We start from the raw sequence: 16,430 nt of genomic DNA, 5'->3' as shown, positions 1-16,430 counted from the left end.
AACAAAATTCCGATATTATTTGATTTTCATTTTCAAAAATATGGAGGAATTTATGCGAATAAAATCAACTTTTTCGCTTTTTGTTTTAGGCGGTGCTTTGTGCGGATTAAATGCTCACGACTTTTGGGTAAATGCCCAAAATAACGAGAATTTAAAGGTGCAAATAGGCTATGGACACAACTTTAATAAGGTTGAGAAAATCCCAGAAAAAAGGGTCGCTCTTTTTGATAAGCCATATCTTTTAAAAGACGGCAAAAAGATAGAGCTAGAAAACGGCAAAGAAAACTACGAATTTAAGGCTAAAAAGCTAGAAAGTGGCTCGTATATCGTGGTTGGCGAGTATAAACCGACCTTTTGGAGTAAGGATAACGATGATAAATGGCAGATGAATACCGATAAAAACGGCAAAAATATAAAATTTTGCGAACTTGCCAAGATGAGTGCAAAGGGCGTTTTAAATGTCAGCACAGCCGATGAGAGCGTGATAAAGCCGATAGGACAGACGCTTGAAATAATCCCGCTTACAAATCCGGCAAATTTTAAGATAGATGAGTTTTTTGGAGTGCAGGTTTTATTTGAAGGCAAACCGCTTGCAAATAGCGAAGTGAGCGTGATTTCAGAGCATTTATTAAACGATCACGATAACGAGCAAAAGGCGTTTGTAGGCAAGACCGATAAAAACGGCAGAATAAATATCAAACTCTTTAAAAGTGGCGACTATATCGTGAGTGTGTCGCACACCACGCCGTATAGCGACCCAAAAATTTGCGATGAAAATATTTATGAAAGCACCTTTAAAATAGAGCTAAAATAATCAAAAACGGGCTTGGATTTAGCTTAAATTTATAAACATTTAAGTATAATCCAACCCTTATTTCACACACACCAGTCCTAAATTTGGTTGCGTTTAAACGTTAATGGGTGTGGAGGTAAAACTAAATTTGGGCTAAGCCCGCAAGGAGAACCATAATGGTAACTATGAGAGATTTATTGGAGTGTGGCGTTCATTTCGGACACCAAACACGCAGGTGGAATCCAAAGATGAAAAAATTCATCTTTGGCGAGAGAAAAGGCATCTATATTATAGATTTGCAAAAAACTATCCGCTATTTTCGCTATACATATAATATAGTAAGAGATGCGGCAGCTGAGGGCAAGACAATCCTTTTTGTCGGCACAAAAAAACAAGCCATTGAGGCGATTAAAGAATACGCTGAAAAATGCGGTATGCCTTACGTAAATCATCGCTGGTTAGGCGGTATGATGACAAACTTTGGCACAATTCGCCAATCAATCCGCAAAATTGAAGTCATTGAGGCTATGGAGGAGGACGGCTCAATCAATCTTCTAACTAAAAAAGAAGCACTAATGCTACGCCGTAAAAAAGAGAAGCTAATCGCAACTTTGGGCGGTATTAGAAATATGAAAAACCTACCTGATATGATATTTGTTATTGACACGGTTAAAGAAAAAATCGCCGTTCAAGAGGCAAATCGCCTAAAAATTCCAGTTGTAGCACCAATTGATACAAACTGCGATCCAGACGTTGTTGATTACCCAATCCCTGGCAACGATGACGCTATCCGCTCAGTTCAGCTATTTTGCCAAGAGATGGCAGAGGCTATTAATGAGGGTAAATCACTACTTGAACAAGACGGCGGTTTAGAAGCTAAACAAGAAGTAAGCCAAGATGAAAAAGATGAAGTTTTAGCCGAGGCTATGAGCGAAGAGGATTTTGCGGAGGACGATGAGTAATGGAAATTTCAGCACAAATGGTTAAAGAGCTTCGCGAGAGAAGCGGAGCTGGTATGATGGACTGCAAAAAAGCCCTAAGTGAAGCAAACGGCGATATGGATAAAGCCATTGACCTGCTTCGTGAAAAGGGCTTAGGTCAAGCTGCTAAAAAAGCTGACCGCCTTGCTAGCGAGGGTCTTGTTAGTGTTGAAGTGTGTGCTAAATGCAAACAAGCGACAATTAGCGAGATAAACTCAGAAACTGACTTTGTCGCTAGAAATCCGCAGTTTCAAGCACTCACAAAGGACACAACAGCTCACATTCAAGCAAACGGCATAAAGAGCGTTGAAGAGCTAAATGTAAGCACAATCAACGGCGTAAAATTTGAAGATTATTTTAAAGGTCAAATTGCAACTATCGGCGAAAATTTAGTTGTTAGACGCTTTGAAACAATATCAGCTGACGCAAAAGGCGTGGTAAATGGCTACGTGCATTCAAACGGACGCGTTGGCGTTTTAATTGGTGCAGTTTGCGAGAGCGAAGAGGTTGCGACAAAAGCACAGGATTTTATTAGAAATTTATGTATGCACGCAGCTGCTATGAAGCCAAGCGTGATAAGCTACAAAGAGCTTGATAAGGACTTCGTAGAAAAAGAGTATATCGCACTAAAAGCCGAGCTTGAAAAAGAGAACGAAGAGCTAAAAAGACTTGGCAAACCGCTTCATCATATCCCACTTTTTGCAAGTAGATTACAGCTAACTGACGCTGTTATTAAAAAAGCAGAAGAGGCGATAAAAGAGGAGCTTAAAGCAGAGGGCAAACCAGAGAAAATTTGGGATAAGATAATGCCGGGTAAAATTGAGAGATTTTACGCTGATAACACCGTGCTTGATCAACGCTTAACGCTTCTTGGTCAGTTTTATGTAATGGATGATAAAAAGACGATTGAGCAAGTGATCGTTGAAAAATCAAAAGAGCTTGGTGGCAAGATTGAGATCGTAAAATATGCCCGCTTTGAGCTAGGCGACGGCTTAGAGAAAAAAGTAGATGATTTTGCAGCAGAAGTAGCAGCACAAATCGGCTAAAAATGCAAATTCTTAGAGCGTGTGATCTTAGTTTTTCGTATGATTATACGCTCTTTGAAAATTTAAATTTATCGCTAAATACCGGCGAAAGCACCGCGATACTTGGTGTTAGCGGTTGCGGTAAATCCACGCTTTTACACATTTTATCCACGCTTTTAAAGCCAAAAAGTGGCGAGGTAATCTACAACGAAAAATCACTTTATAAACTATCAGAAAATGAGCTAACAAAAATTAGGCGATTGGAATTTGGTATTATCTTTCAGGCACACTACCTTTTTAAGGGCTTTTCAGCGTTTGAAAATATAGAGTTAGCTAGCATTTTATCTGGACTAAACATAGATGAAAATTTGGTAAAACAGCTAAAAATAGAGCAAATTTTAAACCAAAAAGTAGGCGAAATCAGTGGCGGACAACAGCAAAGAGTAAGTATCGCAAGAGTGCTTAGCAAAAAGCCAAAAATCATCTTTGCTGATGAGCCAACTGGGAATTTAGACAAGCAAACGGCAAGTGAAGTTATGGACGTTTTAAGCCGATATATCAAAGAAAACAACGCTTCGTTAGTTCTCGTAACTCACGATAACGACATCGCAAGTCGCTGTGATTACGCATTTAGACTTGAAAATAAAAAATTAATCACAAGGTAAATTAAGAAAAATTTTTATAAAATCTAGGCATTTTAAACGCAAAGGACAATTGTGAGCTACATAAAAATTCTAGGTTCTAGTGGGACAAAGACTAGGACGCTTGGGACGACCTGTTTTTGGCTAAGTGATGAGATCGTCATTGACGCTGGTAATATCATAAACGCCCTTGATAAGGACGCCCTAAAAATCAACCACATTTTTCTCACTCACGCCCACCTAGACCACATTAGCGACATTGCCTTTATTCTTGATAGTCACTTTGAAAATCGCACCACGCCACTTTGCGTTTATGGCACAAAAGAAACAATTAAAATTTTAAAAGAAAATATCTTTAATAACAAAATTTGGCCCGATTTTTCGGCGATAAAAATGCTAAACAGCACCGAGCCGATTTTGAAATTCGTTGAAATTTCGCTTGATGAAGAGATTTGCGTAAATAATATTAAAATTAAGGCAATTAGTGCTAAACACATTGAAGGCTCGGTCGGTTTTGTTGTTACAAAAGATGACAAAAAGGCGTTAATTAGCGGCGATACGGCAGTTAGCTATGATGCGATTGAGTATTTAAACCAAAATCCAGATATTAAAATTTTAATCATTGAATGCTCCTTCCCCTCACGCCTTCAAAGCCTAGCGACCACGAGCCAACACATAACGCCAAAAGACCTTTACTCAATGCTCTCACGCCTAAAACGTAAAGATATCAAGATATTTTTATACCACATAAAAAACGAGTATCTAACCGAAATTAAACGTGAGCTTAGAAAGGTTAGCAAATATAAATTTCACATTCTAAACGACGGCGACGAGATTAGGCTTAATGACGCCACTTTATCTCACCAGCTTCGTGATACTGAAATTTTTGACCGCATTATGGATATAAATTTAAAACTTTCAAGCGAGTTTGATAAATCAAAGCTCTATGGGACGATTTTAACCCTGCTTCGTGAGATTACAAAGAGCGACGCTGGGACGCTTTATATGGTAAATAAAGAGAAAAATACCCTTGAATTTAAGGTCGTGCAAAACTCAACTCTAAATATATTCTTAGACTTTGGCAAAAACGACTTAGGCTGGGAGCCATTGCAACTTTACAAAGACGGCAAAGAAAACAGAAGTGCCGTGGCTGCCGTGTGTGCGTTGGACGCTAAGATGATAAATATACAAGATATTTACAGCTCAAAAGAGTATGATTTTGCAGGGGCAAAGAAGTTTGACACGATGAATGGCTACCGTACTCGCTCAATGCTAGTAGTCCCGCTTACAAATCACGAAAAGGACGTTATTGGCGTTATTCAGCTCATTAATAAAAATGATCAAAGCGATGGGTATTTTACAAAATATGATGAGAAAGTCATCAAAGCCCTCTCACTTCAAGCGGCTATGGCACTTACAAATACTGGGCTAATTGAAGGGCTTGAACTCTTTATGGAGAGCTTTGTAACAGCCATTGCAAATGCCATTGACGCAAAGTCGCGCTACACTTCAACCCACATTTCAAAAATCGCAAAGCTCTCGGTCTTAATCGCACAAGATATAAGCAACGACACTGGAATTTATAAAAATGTAAATTACACAAAAAACGATATTAAAGAGATTGAGCTAGCTGCAAAACTTCACGACGTGGGCAAAATCACGACATCTGAGCTTGTAATGGATAAGCCAACAAAGCTTCAAAAGCTAGTTGAGGGCTTTGATATTATCAGGCTTAGAGCACAGATTATCAAGCGTGATTTACGCATTAAACTGCTTACAAAATCAATTAGCGAATACGAGTATGAAAACGAGCTAAAACTGCTAAATGCTGACCTTGAATTTATAAAAATCACAAATCACGGCTATGAATTTTTACGTGATGATGAGCTAGTTAGGATAGCTGGACTTGCCGAGCGTAAATTTTATATGGATGGCGAGACTAAAAATTTCTTAACCGATGATGAGATTTATAATTTATCCGTTCGTGTCGGCACTCTAACAGCCGAAGAGCGAGCCATAATGAATAATCACGTCCAGCAGACTTATGATATGCTAAGCATTTTGCCATTCCCAAAAAAATACTCAAATGTCGTTCATATCGCCTCAAATCACCACGAAAAGTTAAACGGCAAGGGCTATCCAAACGGGCTAAGCGCAAACGAGCTTGTGCTTGAAGATAGAATTCTAGCCCTTTCAGATATCTTTGAAGCCCTAACATCAGCCGATAGACCTTATAAAAAGACAAAGACTATCAGTGAGGCGTTTAAAATTCTAGACACGCTTGTTAAAAACGGCGAGATTGACGGCGATTTGGTTGAGTTTTTCAAAACCAGCCGTGCGTTTGAAATTTTTTGCAAGACCGAGCTTTTGCCAGAGCAGTTAGATGTTTAAATTTTTAAATTACTGCCTAGCTTCGTTTGTTATTTCGGCGTTTTTGTGTTCAATTTACATATTTTTCCCAAACCTGCTTGACCAGTTTGACGCAAAATTTAGGGACGCATTTTTTATAGAAAGGGGTGCGATAAAAACCAGCCAAAATGTCGTGATTGTAGATATTGACGAGGCGTCAATTAAGGAGTTTGGGCAGTGGCCTTGGAGCAGGGATAAACTTGCAAAGATAATTGAAAATTTAACCCTAGCCGATGTGCTTGTAGTGGGGCTGGATATCGTTTTTGCCGAGCCAGATAGGACCTCGCCACGCTTGATTGCAAAGACGCTTGGGATTAATCAAAATTTAGATGATTATGACTTAGTTTTTTCAGAAGCACTTGCAAACTCACCAACGATTTTGGGTTATAATTTTGACCTAGTTGATGAGAACAGCACTCAAAATGCACCGCAAATCGCCGCTGTTTTTGTTGAGCGAGATAAGCAAAATGATATGGTTTTAAAGGCGTTTGGAGCAAATTTAAACATACCGATTTTACAAGATAGTGGCTATTCTAGCGGATTTTTTAATATCGTCCCAGATGATTCAGGCGTGATTCGCTCAGTCCCGCTTGTTATTAGCTATGAAGATGTGCTTTATCCTTCGCTTAGCCTTGAAATGATACGTGCTGCTACTGGGGCAAACAGGGTCGTTGTAGATTATGATGTTAGCGGTGTTTATCAGGTCAGCTTTGATGAGTTTAAAATCCCAACCGACCGCTTTGGCAGAATGTTTATAAACTACCGAGGCGGACAAAAGAGCTTTAAATACATAAGTGCAAAAGATATCTTTTATAATACCTTTGATAAAGCCGATATCAGCGGTAAATTCGTGCTTTTAGGCACGAGTGCAAATGGAATTTTTGACCTTAGAACCACCCCTTTTGAGTCCGTTTTTCCCGGAGTTGAGGTGCACGCAAATATCATTGATAACATAATCACTGGCGACTTTATTCACAAGCCATCTTATGCTGATGGACTAAATATACTTATCATTATCGCACTAAGCTTTTCTATCGTTTTACTTACAACTTTTCTTAGTTTTTATTTTAAAATTTTTAGCTTTTTTATTGCTAGTTTTGGTTATCTTTTTGCTTGTTATTACGCGCTTTTTACGCACGGCATAATCATAAACATTGTCTTTGGAATTTTAAGCATTATCCTTTCGTTTATGACCGCTTTGATTTTTGACTATTTTTACAACATAAAAAGCGAAAAGGCAATCAAAGAAAAATTCGCCTCAAAGGTCTCAAAAAGCGTTATGGAGGACATTTTAAAGCACCAAGACAGCCACAGCCTAAACATAAAAAACAAAGAGGTAACGATATTTTTTAGCGATATTCGTGGTTTTACACAAATTTCAGAAAAGCTTGATGCGACCGCATTAATCGGACTTTTAAACCGATATATGCAACCAATGAGCGAGATTATCATTAAATATCAAGGCACGATTGATAAATTTATAGGAGATGCGGTTATGGCGTATTGGAATGCCCCGCTTGATATCAAAGACCACGCAGACCGCGCAGTAAAGGCATCTCTTGAACAGCTAAACGCCCTAAATTCGCTAAATGAAGAGCTAAAAAAAGAGAATTTGCCACTGATTAAAATTGGCATTGGGCTAAATACCGGCGAGGTTGTTGTCGGCGAAATGGGCTGTGAAATTCGCTCTGATTACACCGTTATTGGCGATGCGATAAATCTTGGCTCACGAGTTGAGAGCCTTTGCAAATTTTATGGCTCAAATCTAAGCATTACAAATTTTACAAAAGATAAACTCACGGACAGATACATTTTTCGCTTTCTTGACGCTGTTAAGGTTAAGGGCAAAAACGAGCCAGTTGAGATTTATCAGGTGCTTGGACTTGGAGATGCGGTGGGCGAGTTAAAAGATGAGCTAGACCGCTATCACGAAGCGATTAAAATTTATCAAAACGCCGATTTTAAGGGAGCGTTAGCGATATTTAACGAGCTAAAAAATAGCAGTAAAGATAACCACATTTATGCACTTTATGCACAGCGTTGTGCTGATTTTATAGCAAATCCGCCAGAGAATTTTAACGGCGTTTATGAACATACAACAAAAGGTTAATGAAAATTTAAAGTAAAAATCCTAAAATTGACGCACTTTTTATTTTAAGGATAAAAAATGGGTTTTAGGGCAAAAATCATCACGTCCGTAAGTCTGCTATCTATCCTGATAGTCGCAGTTTTAGTCGCATTTAGCTACACAAGCACAAAGGGCATTATTGTTAGCGTCGCTGAAAACAGCACACAGGTTTTAGCACGTCAAGTAAGTAGCAAAGTCGGCATTTGGTATAGTTCAAAGCGTGATATTATCAATGGTGCAAGGGCGATTTTAAACGAAAACGAGCCAGAAAATAACCTAAATTTAATAAAATCAATAACCAAACAAGGCAAATTCATTGCTACATTTTACGGCTTTGAAAACGGCGAGGTGGCATTTAGCGATGAGTGGGTGCCAGAGAGCGATTATGACGCTAGAAAAAGGGACTGGTATATCAAGGCAAAGGCACAAAATGAGATAATCACTACCGATTTTTACACCGATGAGGCGACTAAACAGGCGGTTACGACCTTTGCTGTGCCGATAAAAAAGGGTGCGAAATTCTTAGGTGTGCTTGGTGCTGACATCTCTTTTGATGAGGTCGTTCAGATGTTTAAGGGCGATGATTTAAAGGACGCAAACGGCGCATTTAATCTCTTAACAAGCGAGGGCGTATTTTTATACCACCCAAATAAAGATATAATTGGCAAAAATGTCGCAGAGCTTGATAAGAGCCTAAAAAACCTGCCAAACGAGATAAAACAAAAACAAAACGGCGTTTTTTACTATGAATTTAACGGCGAAGAAAAGCTTCTAGCCTACTCAGAAATCCCAAACACCGGACTTACTATCATCTTTGCACTAACTCTTGATGACGCACTTGCACTAAATAGCAAAAACGCCACATTTAGCCTAATTATCGGCGTTTTAACGGCCATTGCTTCTATCGTTTTAATCGCTATTTTGTTAAAAATTCTCTTTCGCCCAGTCGTTAGATTAATGGAGCTTTCAAAGGATTTAGCAGTCGGCGATGGCGACCTTACAAAACGGCTAAATTTCACGCAAAAGGATGAAATTGGCGAGATTGGCGATAATATGAACGCCTTTATTGAAAAAATCCGCATTTTAATCCACGAAGCAAAGGATAGCAGTAGCGAAAATTCATCGCTTTCAGAGGAGCTAAGCTCAACTTCAAAAGAGATAACAAGGCGAGTGGAGCGAGAGTTTGGCATTGTTAGCGAAATTTCAAACGGCACGAAGCAGGTCATTGAAAGTAGCGAAATTTCAAATCAAAAAACAACCGAAGCACTAAGCGACTTAAAGAGCGTAGCTGACACGCTAGAACACACAAAAGACAACCTAATAAAAACGATAGCAAACGTAAATAAGGTCGCTCACACCGAGCAAGAGTTAGCCGACCAGCTTAAAAATTTAGCTCAAAACACCGAAAATGTAAAAGAAATTTTACAAGTCATTAAAGATATTGCCGATCAAACAAACTTACTAGCCCTTAACGCTGCCATTGAAGCAGCGCGTGCTGGCGAGCACGGCAGGGGCTTTGCAGTCGTTGCCGATGAGGTTAGACAGCTAGCTGAAAAGACGGCAAAATCGCTAGTTGAGATAAATAACACCATAAATTTAATCACGCAGTCGGTAAATGACACTTCAACAATGATGAGTGAGAACTCAAAATTTGTAGCCGAAGTGGCGACTGATCAAAACAGCTCACAGGACGAGATAGAAAACACAGCAAGACTGCTAAGCGAGGCGATAAATAAGACCAGCCTTGCTTCTGATGAGGTGAAAAATATGGCAAAAAGCATTGAAAAAACGATGCAAGAGTTCTCAAAAGTAAATGCCCTTTCATCAGAAAATGCAAGAAGTGTTGAGGAGATAGCAAAGGCGTCTGATATGCTAAACCGCCAAGCACAGAGCCTAAATGCGAAGTTAAACGAGTTTAGAAGCTAAATTTAGGCGATTATCGCCTAAATTTACTTCACGCCGACAATGATATTTGTCGCTTTTATGATAGCTTTTACGCTATCGCCAGATTTGAGATTTAGCCTAGTTGCCGACTCTTTTGTGATTATCGCGCTTATCTCATCGCCGTTAATATCAATGATGATTTCAGAATTTACCAAGCCGTCCTTGACACTTTTTACCACGCCGTTTAGCTGATTTGTAGCCGATAGTTTTAGCTCGTCGTTTGTAGCGATTAAAACGCTTGAAGCCTTAAACAAAAACACAGCGTCAAGCCCAGCTTTAATGCCTAAATTTTTCTCGCTATCAATCGTAATTGTCGCTTTTAGCGTCTCTTTGCCATTAAGTTTGGCTGTAATTAGCGAATTTACCGCACCTGTTTTGACATCAGCTATCTTTACTTTTAGCTGATTTCTAGCTGAAATTGCCATTTTTTATCCTTTAAAAAAGTTGCCATTTTAACAAAAATTAAATTAAAATTTTAGCAATTTAAGGGCATAATCTTAAAAATTTTTTTAAAGATGAGATGATGAGCGAGATTTGGGATAAAAAGTCAAAAAACTATCCGAGATTTAGTAAAAATTTAAGCGTTTTTAACGAAGCCGTGCTTATAAATTTAGCCGATTTTGGCGTTGATTTTAATGGCAAAAGCGTCGTTGATATCGGCTGTGGCACTGGCGTTTGGACGCTTTATTTAGCTGGGCTTTGTGCTGAAATTTTAGGCGTTGATAGCTCGGCTGGTATGATTAAATGTTTAGATGATGATGCAAAAACTTACGGCATAAAAAATGTCAAAACACAAATTAGCACTTGGGCTGATTTTACCCCACAAAAGCACTATGATATCGCTATTTCAACGATGAGTCCAGCCATAAAATCCCCAAGCGATTTTGCAAAATTTTACGATATGGCTAGTGTTAGAATTTATATGAATTTTGCTTCTAGTAGGCGTTCATCGCTTTTAAAGCCATTTTTTGAGAAATTTGGCGTTTTTGGAGCTAGTGGCAGTGCTTCAAATTCGCTTTTAGCTTGGCTAAATGAGCGTGAAATTCCGTTTAAAAAGGTAACTTTTGGCGAGAGCAGAATTTCAAAACGAGATAGAGTTAGCACCTTTGAAAATGTATTGTGGCACCTTGATATAAACGGCGTAAAATACGATAAAAACGAGATTTTAAATATGCTTGATGAGAATTTTAGTGGCGAGATTATTGAAGAAAAAATTGATAGCTTAATCTCTCTTTTTGTATTTTAAAGGTATAATCAGGCATTTTTTGGAGAGATGATGAGAAAAATTATAGCTTTTTTACTCTTTTTTGTAGCATTTTTATCTGGTGCTGAGAAATTTTCGCCTTCGCTTGGAATTTTTTATGATGAACAAAAGGCAAATCTTGGCAAAAGGCTGTTTTTTGATAAACGCCTAAGCAACGGCGAGAAAAAATCGTGCGAAACCTGCCATAATTTATACTGGGATTTTAGCGGTAGTATTCGTAAAAATTCCGACAGAAACCTGCTAAATCCGCCAAGCGTGTTAAACGCAGCAACAAACTATATTTTCTTTAAAAACGGCTCTGTTCGTGATATCAGCGAACAAGTGGCAATCTCAATCACATCTGACATTCAGCTAGGCATTGATGAGCAGAGATTTGTGGCAAAAATATCAGATATTAGCGATTATCGCTCGCTTTTTGGCAAAATTTACAGCGACGGCGTTACGTTTAAAAATGCTGTAAATGCTTTGGTTGAGTTTGAAAGAGCCATTTACACGGCATCTTCGCCATTTGATAAATTTTTAATGGGCGATAAAAATGCCTTAAACGAAGATGAGAAAAAGGGCTATGAAATTTTTCAGAAAGTAGGCTGTGTGGCGTGTCATAGCGGTGTGAATTTAGGCTCAAATTTGCTTCAAGAAAAGCAGTTTTATAAAAACGTTTTAAGCGGTAATTCAGTCTCTGATAAAACCGGACAAAATCTCTACAAAGTCCCGTCGCTTCGTAATATCGCACGCACTGCACCTTATATGTTTGATGGCTCAATTTTATATTTAAAAGACGCCATAACTCACGTTGCTGATTTACAATTAATGCAAAAATTATCAAAAGAGCAGGTTGATTTGATCTATAAATTTTTACTCTCGTTAAACGGCGAACACCCAAGGATTTTAAGATGAAAGTTCATAAGACTAGGTTTTTAGCCTTTGTTTTGCTTATTGTTTTTACTGCTTGTGTAGTTTTTATTTATAAATTGAGCGTGGCTGTAAATGACAACAGCGGTTGGCGAAATGCGATTATGAATTTACGCCTTTTAAACAAGGAGATTGACGGCTATTTTAAGCGTAGTTTGTCATCATCAAATTACGATGACATTAATCAAATTTTAATGGATTTTGATACGAATTTGCAGAATTTAAAGCGTGTTGAGAGTTTTAGCGTTTTGGCTGAAATTTACGGCAGCGAAAACGACTTAACGACAATACAAAGCATTTACGACAAGAAACGAAATTTAGTTGATCGGTTTAACTACATAAACTCGGGAGCGGTTGCATTTTTAATCGGTGCTGAGTATTTAATGAATGAGTTTAAAAACGCGCCACAGCTTGAAATTTTAATGCTTAGGCTTAAAAACAGCGATTTTACCGATATTCACGCCATAAATGCCATTGAATACGAGGTGCAAAATTTATCCCAAGATACGCAAATCATTAGCGACGCAAAAAACCTTGAAGTGTTAAAACGAATAAGCTATATCGTTTCAAGTCTTACTAGCCTAAGGGAGATAAATCAGCAAAATGTTATCCTAAATTTATCAAATTATCTTGATAATATTCTAGTCGCTTACGACCACCAATACTCAAAAATCATTGACCTGCTTCGTGTTTTTGCAATCGTTTCTGGTGCTTTATTTTACGTGGTTTGTATGTTTATTTTTTATCAAACTGGAATTTACAAAAAAAAGCTAAAAGAGATAACGATGCTGCAATATGTTGTTGATAACGATTACAGCTCGGTGGTTTTTACGGACGCAAATAACAAAATAACATATGTAAATAAGGCATTTGAGAAGATAAGTGAGTATTCTTTTGAAGAGGTCAAAGGTAAAAACCCAAAAATTTTAAAATCTTACGTTCATAGCGAGAATTTTTATAACGACCTTACAAGGACGATTTATGGCGGTGGCGAATGGACAAGCGATGAGCTAGTTAGCCGTGCAAAAAATGGTAGTTATATTTATGAAAAAGTGCAATTTTTGCCGTTTTATTATGAAAACGAGCTAAGCGGATTTGTCGGCATTAAGTCCGATAAAACACGAGAAGCACGAATGGTTAGGGAGATTGAGGATAAGAGTGATCAGATAAAGGTGCAGTCGTCAATTGACAAACTCACCGGCTTTGGTAACTACTTTGCGATAACGGATAAATTTAAAGATGAAGAAAACGGCGTGATTGTTGATGGTATGATTGTTAATATCACGATTAAAAATTTTGACAACCTACGATTTTTCTATAAAACAAAGGTCATTGACGCTATGCTTTTAGCCTTTGCAAACACACTAAAACTCTGCGTTGAAACATTTGATATTAAAGCCGAGCTATTTCGCTTTCAGGATGATGATTTTTACGTTTGGTATAACGGCGATAACATTATGCGAGATATTGGCTACATTCAGGACTATTTTAGCTTTAACTCACTTGATGTTATGGTGGATAAAAAGGTTGAGAGTTTGCCCGGCATAAAGGTCGTTATGGGCGTTAGTTTGCTTGAAGATACGGCTCAAACTAACAGGCTAGTTCAGTCAATACTAGCAAACCAACAAGCCAACAAACTAGGCAACGAAATTTACTATTACAAAGAAAACGATGCGATAGAACAAAGGTATTATCAAAACCAAATCATCACCCAGCTAATTGAATACGCCCTTGAAAACAACACCGTTATCGTTGAGTGTCAGGGAATTTACGATGTTAGCAAAGAGGGCAAGGCGACTTATTACGAGGTCTTGGTGCGTTTGATAGATCAAAACGGCAAAATCCGCTATCCGGGCGAATTCCTAGAAGTAGCAATGCAAGCACAGCTTTACACACAGATAACAAAAAAGGTCATTGAACGTGCCTTCTTGCTCGTTGAGCGTTATCCAGATTACACATTTTCAATCAACCTTTCAGGTATTGATATCATTGACGGCTCGGTGCGTGAATTTTTAGAGGAGAAGTTACAGCTTTGCTCAAACCCAAGCCACGTTTGCTTTGAAATTTTAGAGAGCGAGGAGATTACTGATTATACCACGATGATCTCGTTTATTAAGCACATTAAGGATTACGGCGCACAAATTTCAATTGATGACTTTGGCTCTGGCTACTCAAACTACTACCGAATTTTAGAGCTTGACATTGACACGATTAAAATTGACGGCTCAATTATTAAAAAGCTACCATTTGATCAAAACGCAAGATACTTGGTTGAAACGATTATGAATTTTGCCTCAAAGCAGGGCTATAAAGTCGTAGCGGAGTTTGTCAGCTCGCCTGAAATTTTAGAGCAGGTTAAGAGCTTTAACATCAAATACGCACAAGGCTTCTTACTAGGCAAACCACAAGCTGCCGATGAGCTTTAAAATTTAGTATTGTCCTTTGGTCCAATACCACTTCTTTTTTATTTGGGTATAATCCGATTACCCAAATTTATAAAGGAGAAACAATGGCTACACAAGTAGGTATAGCAAAGCAAGTTTTAGGCTCAGCTGTCGCAGTGGATGCACTGGGAAATCAGCGAGTTATAAATTCAGGCGACCCTATATTTTTAGGTGAAGTTATTAAGACGCTAACAGATGTTAGCAAGGTTATAGTTGCCACAAACGATGGCAAAGATATTACTATTTTAGGCAAAGATTCTGTTAAAATGGATAGCAGTGTCATAAGCTCAACAAGCTTTGGCGATGGTGCCGTAGCTGACGCTGACGCATTACAAAAGGCTATTTTAAGCGGTGCAGACCTTACACAGCTTGAAGAAACAGCAGCTGGCGGTCCAGCAGCTGGCGGCGGTGCTGGCGGTACAGCACAAATCACCCCAGCATACTTCGCAGCTGGCGGACACTACGCAAACGTTACAGCCTCAACTGGTAACCTAGCTGACGGCATAGCTGCTGGTGTGGGCGGTGTAAGCCCCGTAACAGGCGGTTTAACAGACGCCGGTGCTACTACTGGCGGTGTTGTAGCAACGCCTATTAATCCACCAGCAGTTGTCTCAATTGACGGCAAAGACCCATCAGCACCGACAAACAATGCTGCTCCGACAATTAAAGTCGTGGTAGATCCGGGTACAACCCCTGATTTAGTTGATGATAATGGCAATATTATCCCAACGGATAAAAAGGACAATGGCGACGGCACTTGGGACATTACTCCAAAAGACCCTATCACTGACCCTGATAATGTAAATGTCATCACAACCGACCCTACAACAGGCGAAAAATCAGACCCAACACCTGTTAATCCGAATATTGATACAGAAGCCCCAGCAGTAGTAGTTGATAGCGTAACTTCAATTGATAGCTCTAACCCATCTGACAACACAGCAGATACTGGCAATGTAAAAGGTTCTGCTACTGATGGTGGTAACCCAATCATTGATGGCTCTAAGGTAGAGATATTTAATAGTAACGGAGAAAAAATAGGCGAAGGCACTACAAAAGATGGTAAATTTGATATAACAACAGATAAACCAATCAATCCAAATGATACCGTTAAAGTTGTAGTAACTGACCCAGCAGGTAACCCAGGCGAAGCTACTGGCACAGCTGGCGACTTAACTCATACAAATGACAATGAAGCCCCAGCAGTAGTAGTTGATAGCGTAACTTCAATTGATAGCTCTAACCCAGCTGACAACACAGCAGATACTGGCAATGTAAAAGGTTCTGCTACTGATAGCGGTAACCCAATCATTGATGGCTCTAAGGTAGAGATATTTAATAGCAATGGAGAAAAAATAGGCGAAGGCACTACAAAAGATGGTAAATTTGATATAACAACAGATAAACCAATCAATCCAAATGATACCGTTAAAGTTGTAGTAACTGACCCAGCAGGTAACCCAGGCGAAGCTACTGGCACAGCTGGCGACATAGTTACGACAGCACCTCACGCTGAGCTAGAAGTTTCAGATATCGCTTACAGAGGCGAGATAAAACTACCATTTGCAAGAGAAGCAACAATCAAAAACGTTAAAAATATCGGTGCTGATCAAAAACTAAAAGTAACTCTACTAGATCAAGACGGCAATGAGATACCAAACGTTAATTGGGTAAAAACTGGCAACAGCACAGATGCTTGGGGACGTGAAACACTGGCCGAAATGGCAGCTGTTAGAGAGTATAGACTAGATTTAGTTGATGCTAATGGCAATGTAATTCAAACACTAGATACAAAACCAGTATCTTTAAGTGATGTTGTTATTACAGATGTTATAGATGATGTAGCAGGCGGCAAAGATGGCAAATTACAAAGTGGCGACTTCACAAATG

At 38.8% G+C, this 16,430-nt stretch carries 11 protein-coding genes and 2 pseudogenes; 12 read left to right on the top strand and 1 reads right to left on the bottom strand.

All coding sequences use genetic code 11. The features are described 5' to 3' along the window. Nucleotides 1–52 precede the first annotated feature (52 nt). From NYG85_RS08725 to NYG85_RS12185, 8 genes and pseudogenes are all read left to right on the top strand, one after another. Nucleotides 53–814, top strand: coding sequence for a DUF4198 domain-containing protein (locus NYG85_RS08725; RefSeq protein ID WP_284938114.1), 762 nt, complete (start codon nucleotides 53–55; stop codon nucleotides 812–814). 155 nt (nucleotides 815–969) lie between these two features. Next, nucleotides 970–1,755 (top strand): 30S ribosomal protein S2, encoded by a 786-nt coding sequence (gene rpsB, locus NYG85_RS08720; RefSeq protein ID WP_284938112.1) that lies wholly within the window; start codon nucleotides 970–972, stop codon nucleotides 1,753–1,755. Beyond that, complete coding sequence (gene tsf, locus NYG85_RS08715; RefSeq protein WP_284938110.1) at nucleotides 1,755–2,819, top strand: translation elongation factor Ts; 1,065 nt, start codon at nucleotides 1,755–1,757, stop codon at nucleotides 2,817–2,819. Before rpsB ends, tsf begins: the two co-directional genes overlap by 1 nt. A 2-nt stretch (nucleotides 2,820–2,821) precedes the next feature. Beyond that, nucleotides 2,822–3,463: an ABC transporter ATP-binding protein gene (locus tag NYG85_RS08710; protein WP_284938108.1), complete on the top strand. Its 642-nt coding sequence runs from the start codon at nucleotides 2,822–2,824 to the stop codon at nucleotides 3,461–3,463. Between the two features lie 51 nt (nucleotides 3,464–3,514). Continuing rightward, complete coding sequence (locus tag NYG85_RS08705) at nucleotides 3,515–5,830, top strand: HD domain-containing phosphohydrolase (RefSeq protein ID WP_284938107.1); 2,316 nt, start codon at nucleotides 3,515–3,517, stop codon at nucleotides 5,828–5,830. Further along, nucleotides 5,823–7,958: a CHASE2 domain-containing protein gene (locus NYG85_RS08700; RefSeq protein WP_284938106.1), complete on the top strand. Its 2,136-nt coding sequence runs from the start codon at nucleotides 5,823–5,825 to the stop codon at nucleotides 7,956–7,958. The genes NYG85_RS08705 and NYG85_RS08700 overlap by 8 nt, the downstream gene beginning before the upstream one ends. Nucleotides 7,959–8,015: 57 nt before the next feature. Continuing rightward, nucleotides 8,016–9,044: pseudogene (locus NYG85_RS12190) on the top strand (cache domain-containing protein); the annotation flags it as partial. Nucleotides 9,045–9,395: 351 nt separating this feature from the next. Next, nucleotides 9,396–9,597 (top strand): annotated as a pseudogene (locus NYG85_RS12185) (methyl-accepting chemotaxis protein); the annotation flags it as partial. 328 nt (nucleotides 9,598–9,925) lie between these two features. On the opposite strand, the gene NYG85_RS08690 reads toward NYG85_RS12185, so the two are convergent. Continuing rightward, a complete protein-coding gene (locus NYG85_RS08690; RefSeq protein WP_284938104.1) occupies nucleotides 9,926–10,345 on the bottom strand; it encodes a TOBE domain-containing protein in 420 nt (139 codons plus the stop codon). 98 nt (nucleotides 10,346–10,443) lie between these two features. Between NYG85_RS08690 and NYG85_RS08685 the strand changes: the two genes are divergently transcribed. The 4 genes from NYG85_RS08685 to NYG85_RS08670 form a co-directional block, all read left to right on the top strand. Then, a complete protein-coding gene (locus tag NYG85_RS08685) occupies nucleotides 10,444–11,166 on the top strand; it encodes a class I SAM-dependent methyltransferase (protein WP_284938103.1) in 723 nt (240 codons plus the stop codon). A gap of 30 nt (nucleotides 11,167–11,196) precedes the next feature. Further along, complete coding sequence (locus tag NYG85_RS08680; protein WP_284938101.1) at nucleotides 11,197–12,081, top strand: cytochrome-c peroxidase; 885 nt, start codon at nucleotides 11,197–11,199, stop codon at nucleotides 12,079–12,081. Further along, a complete protein-coding gene (locus NYG85_RS08675) occupies nucleotides 12,078–14,522 on the top strand; it encodes an EAL domain-containing protein (protein WP_284938100.1) in 2,445 nt (814 codons plus the stop codon). The genes NYG85_RS08680 and NYG85_RS08675 overlap by 4 nt, the downstream gene beginning before the upstream one ends. An 83-nt stretch (nucleotides 14,523–14,605) precedes the next feature. Next, nucleotides 14,606–16,430: retention module-containing protein (locus NYG85_RS08670; RefSeq protein WP_284938098.1), on the top strand; the 1,825-nt coding region annotated here is incomplete at its 3' end.

This window comes from Campylobacter gastrosuis (assembly GCF_030249845.1).
Classification (GTDB): Bacteria; Campylobacterota; Campylobacteria; order Campylobacterales; family Campylobacteraceae; genus Campylobacter_A; species Campylobacter_A gastrosuis.
The sequence above is the reverse complement of the archived record's forward strand: the minus strand, read 5'-3'. Positions and strand labels throughout refer to the sequence as shown.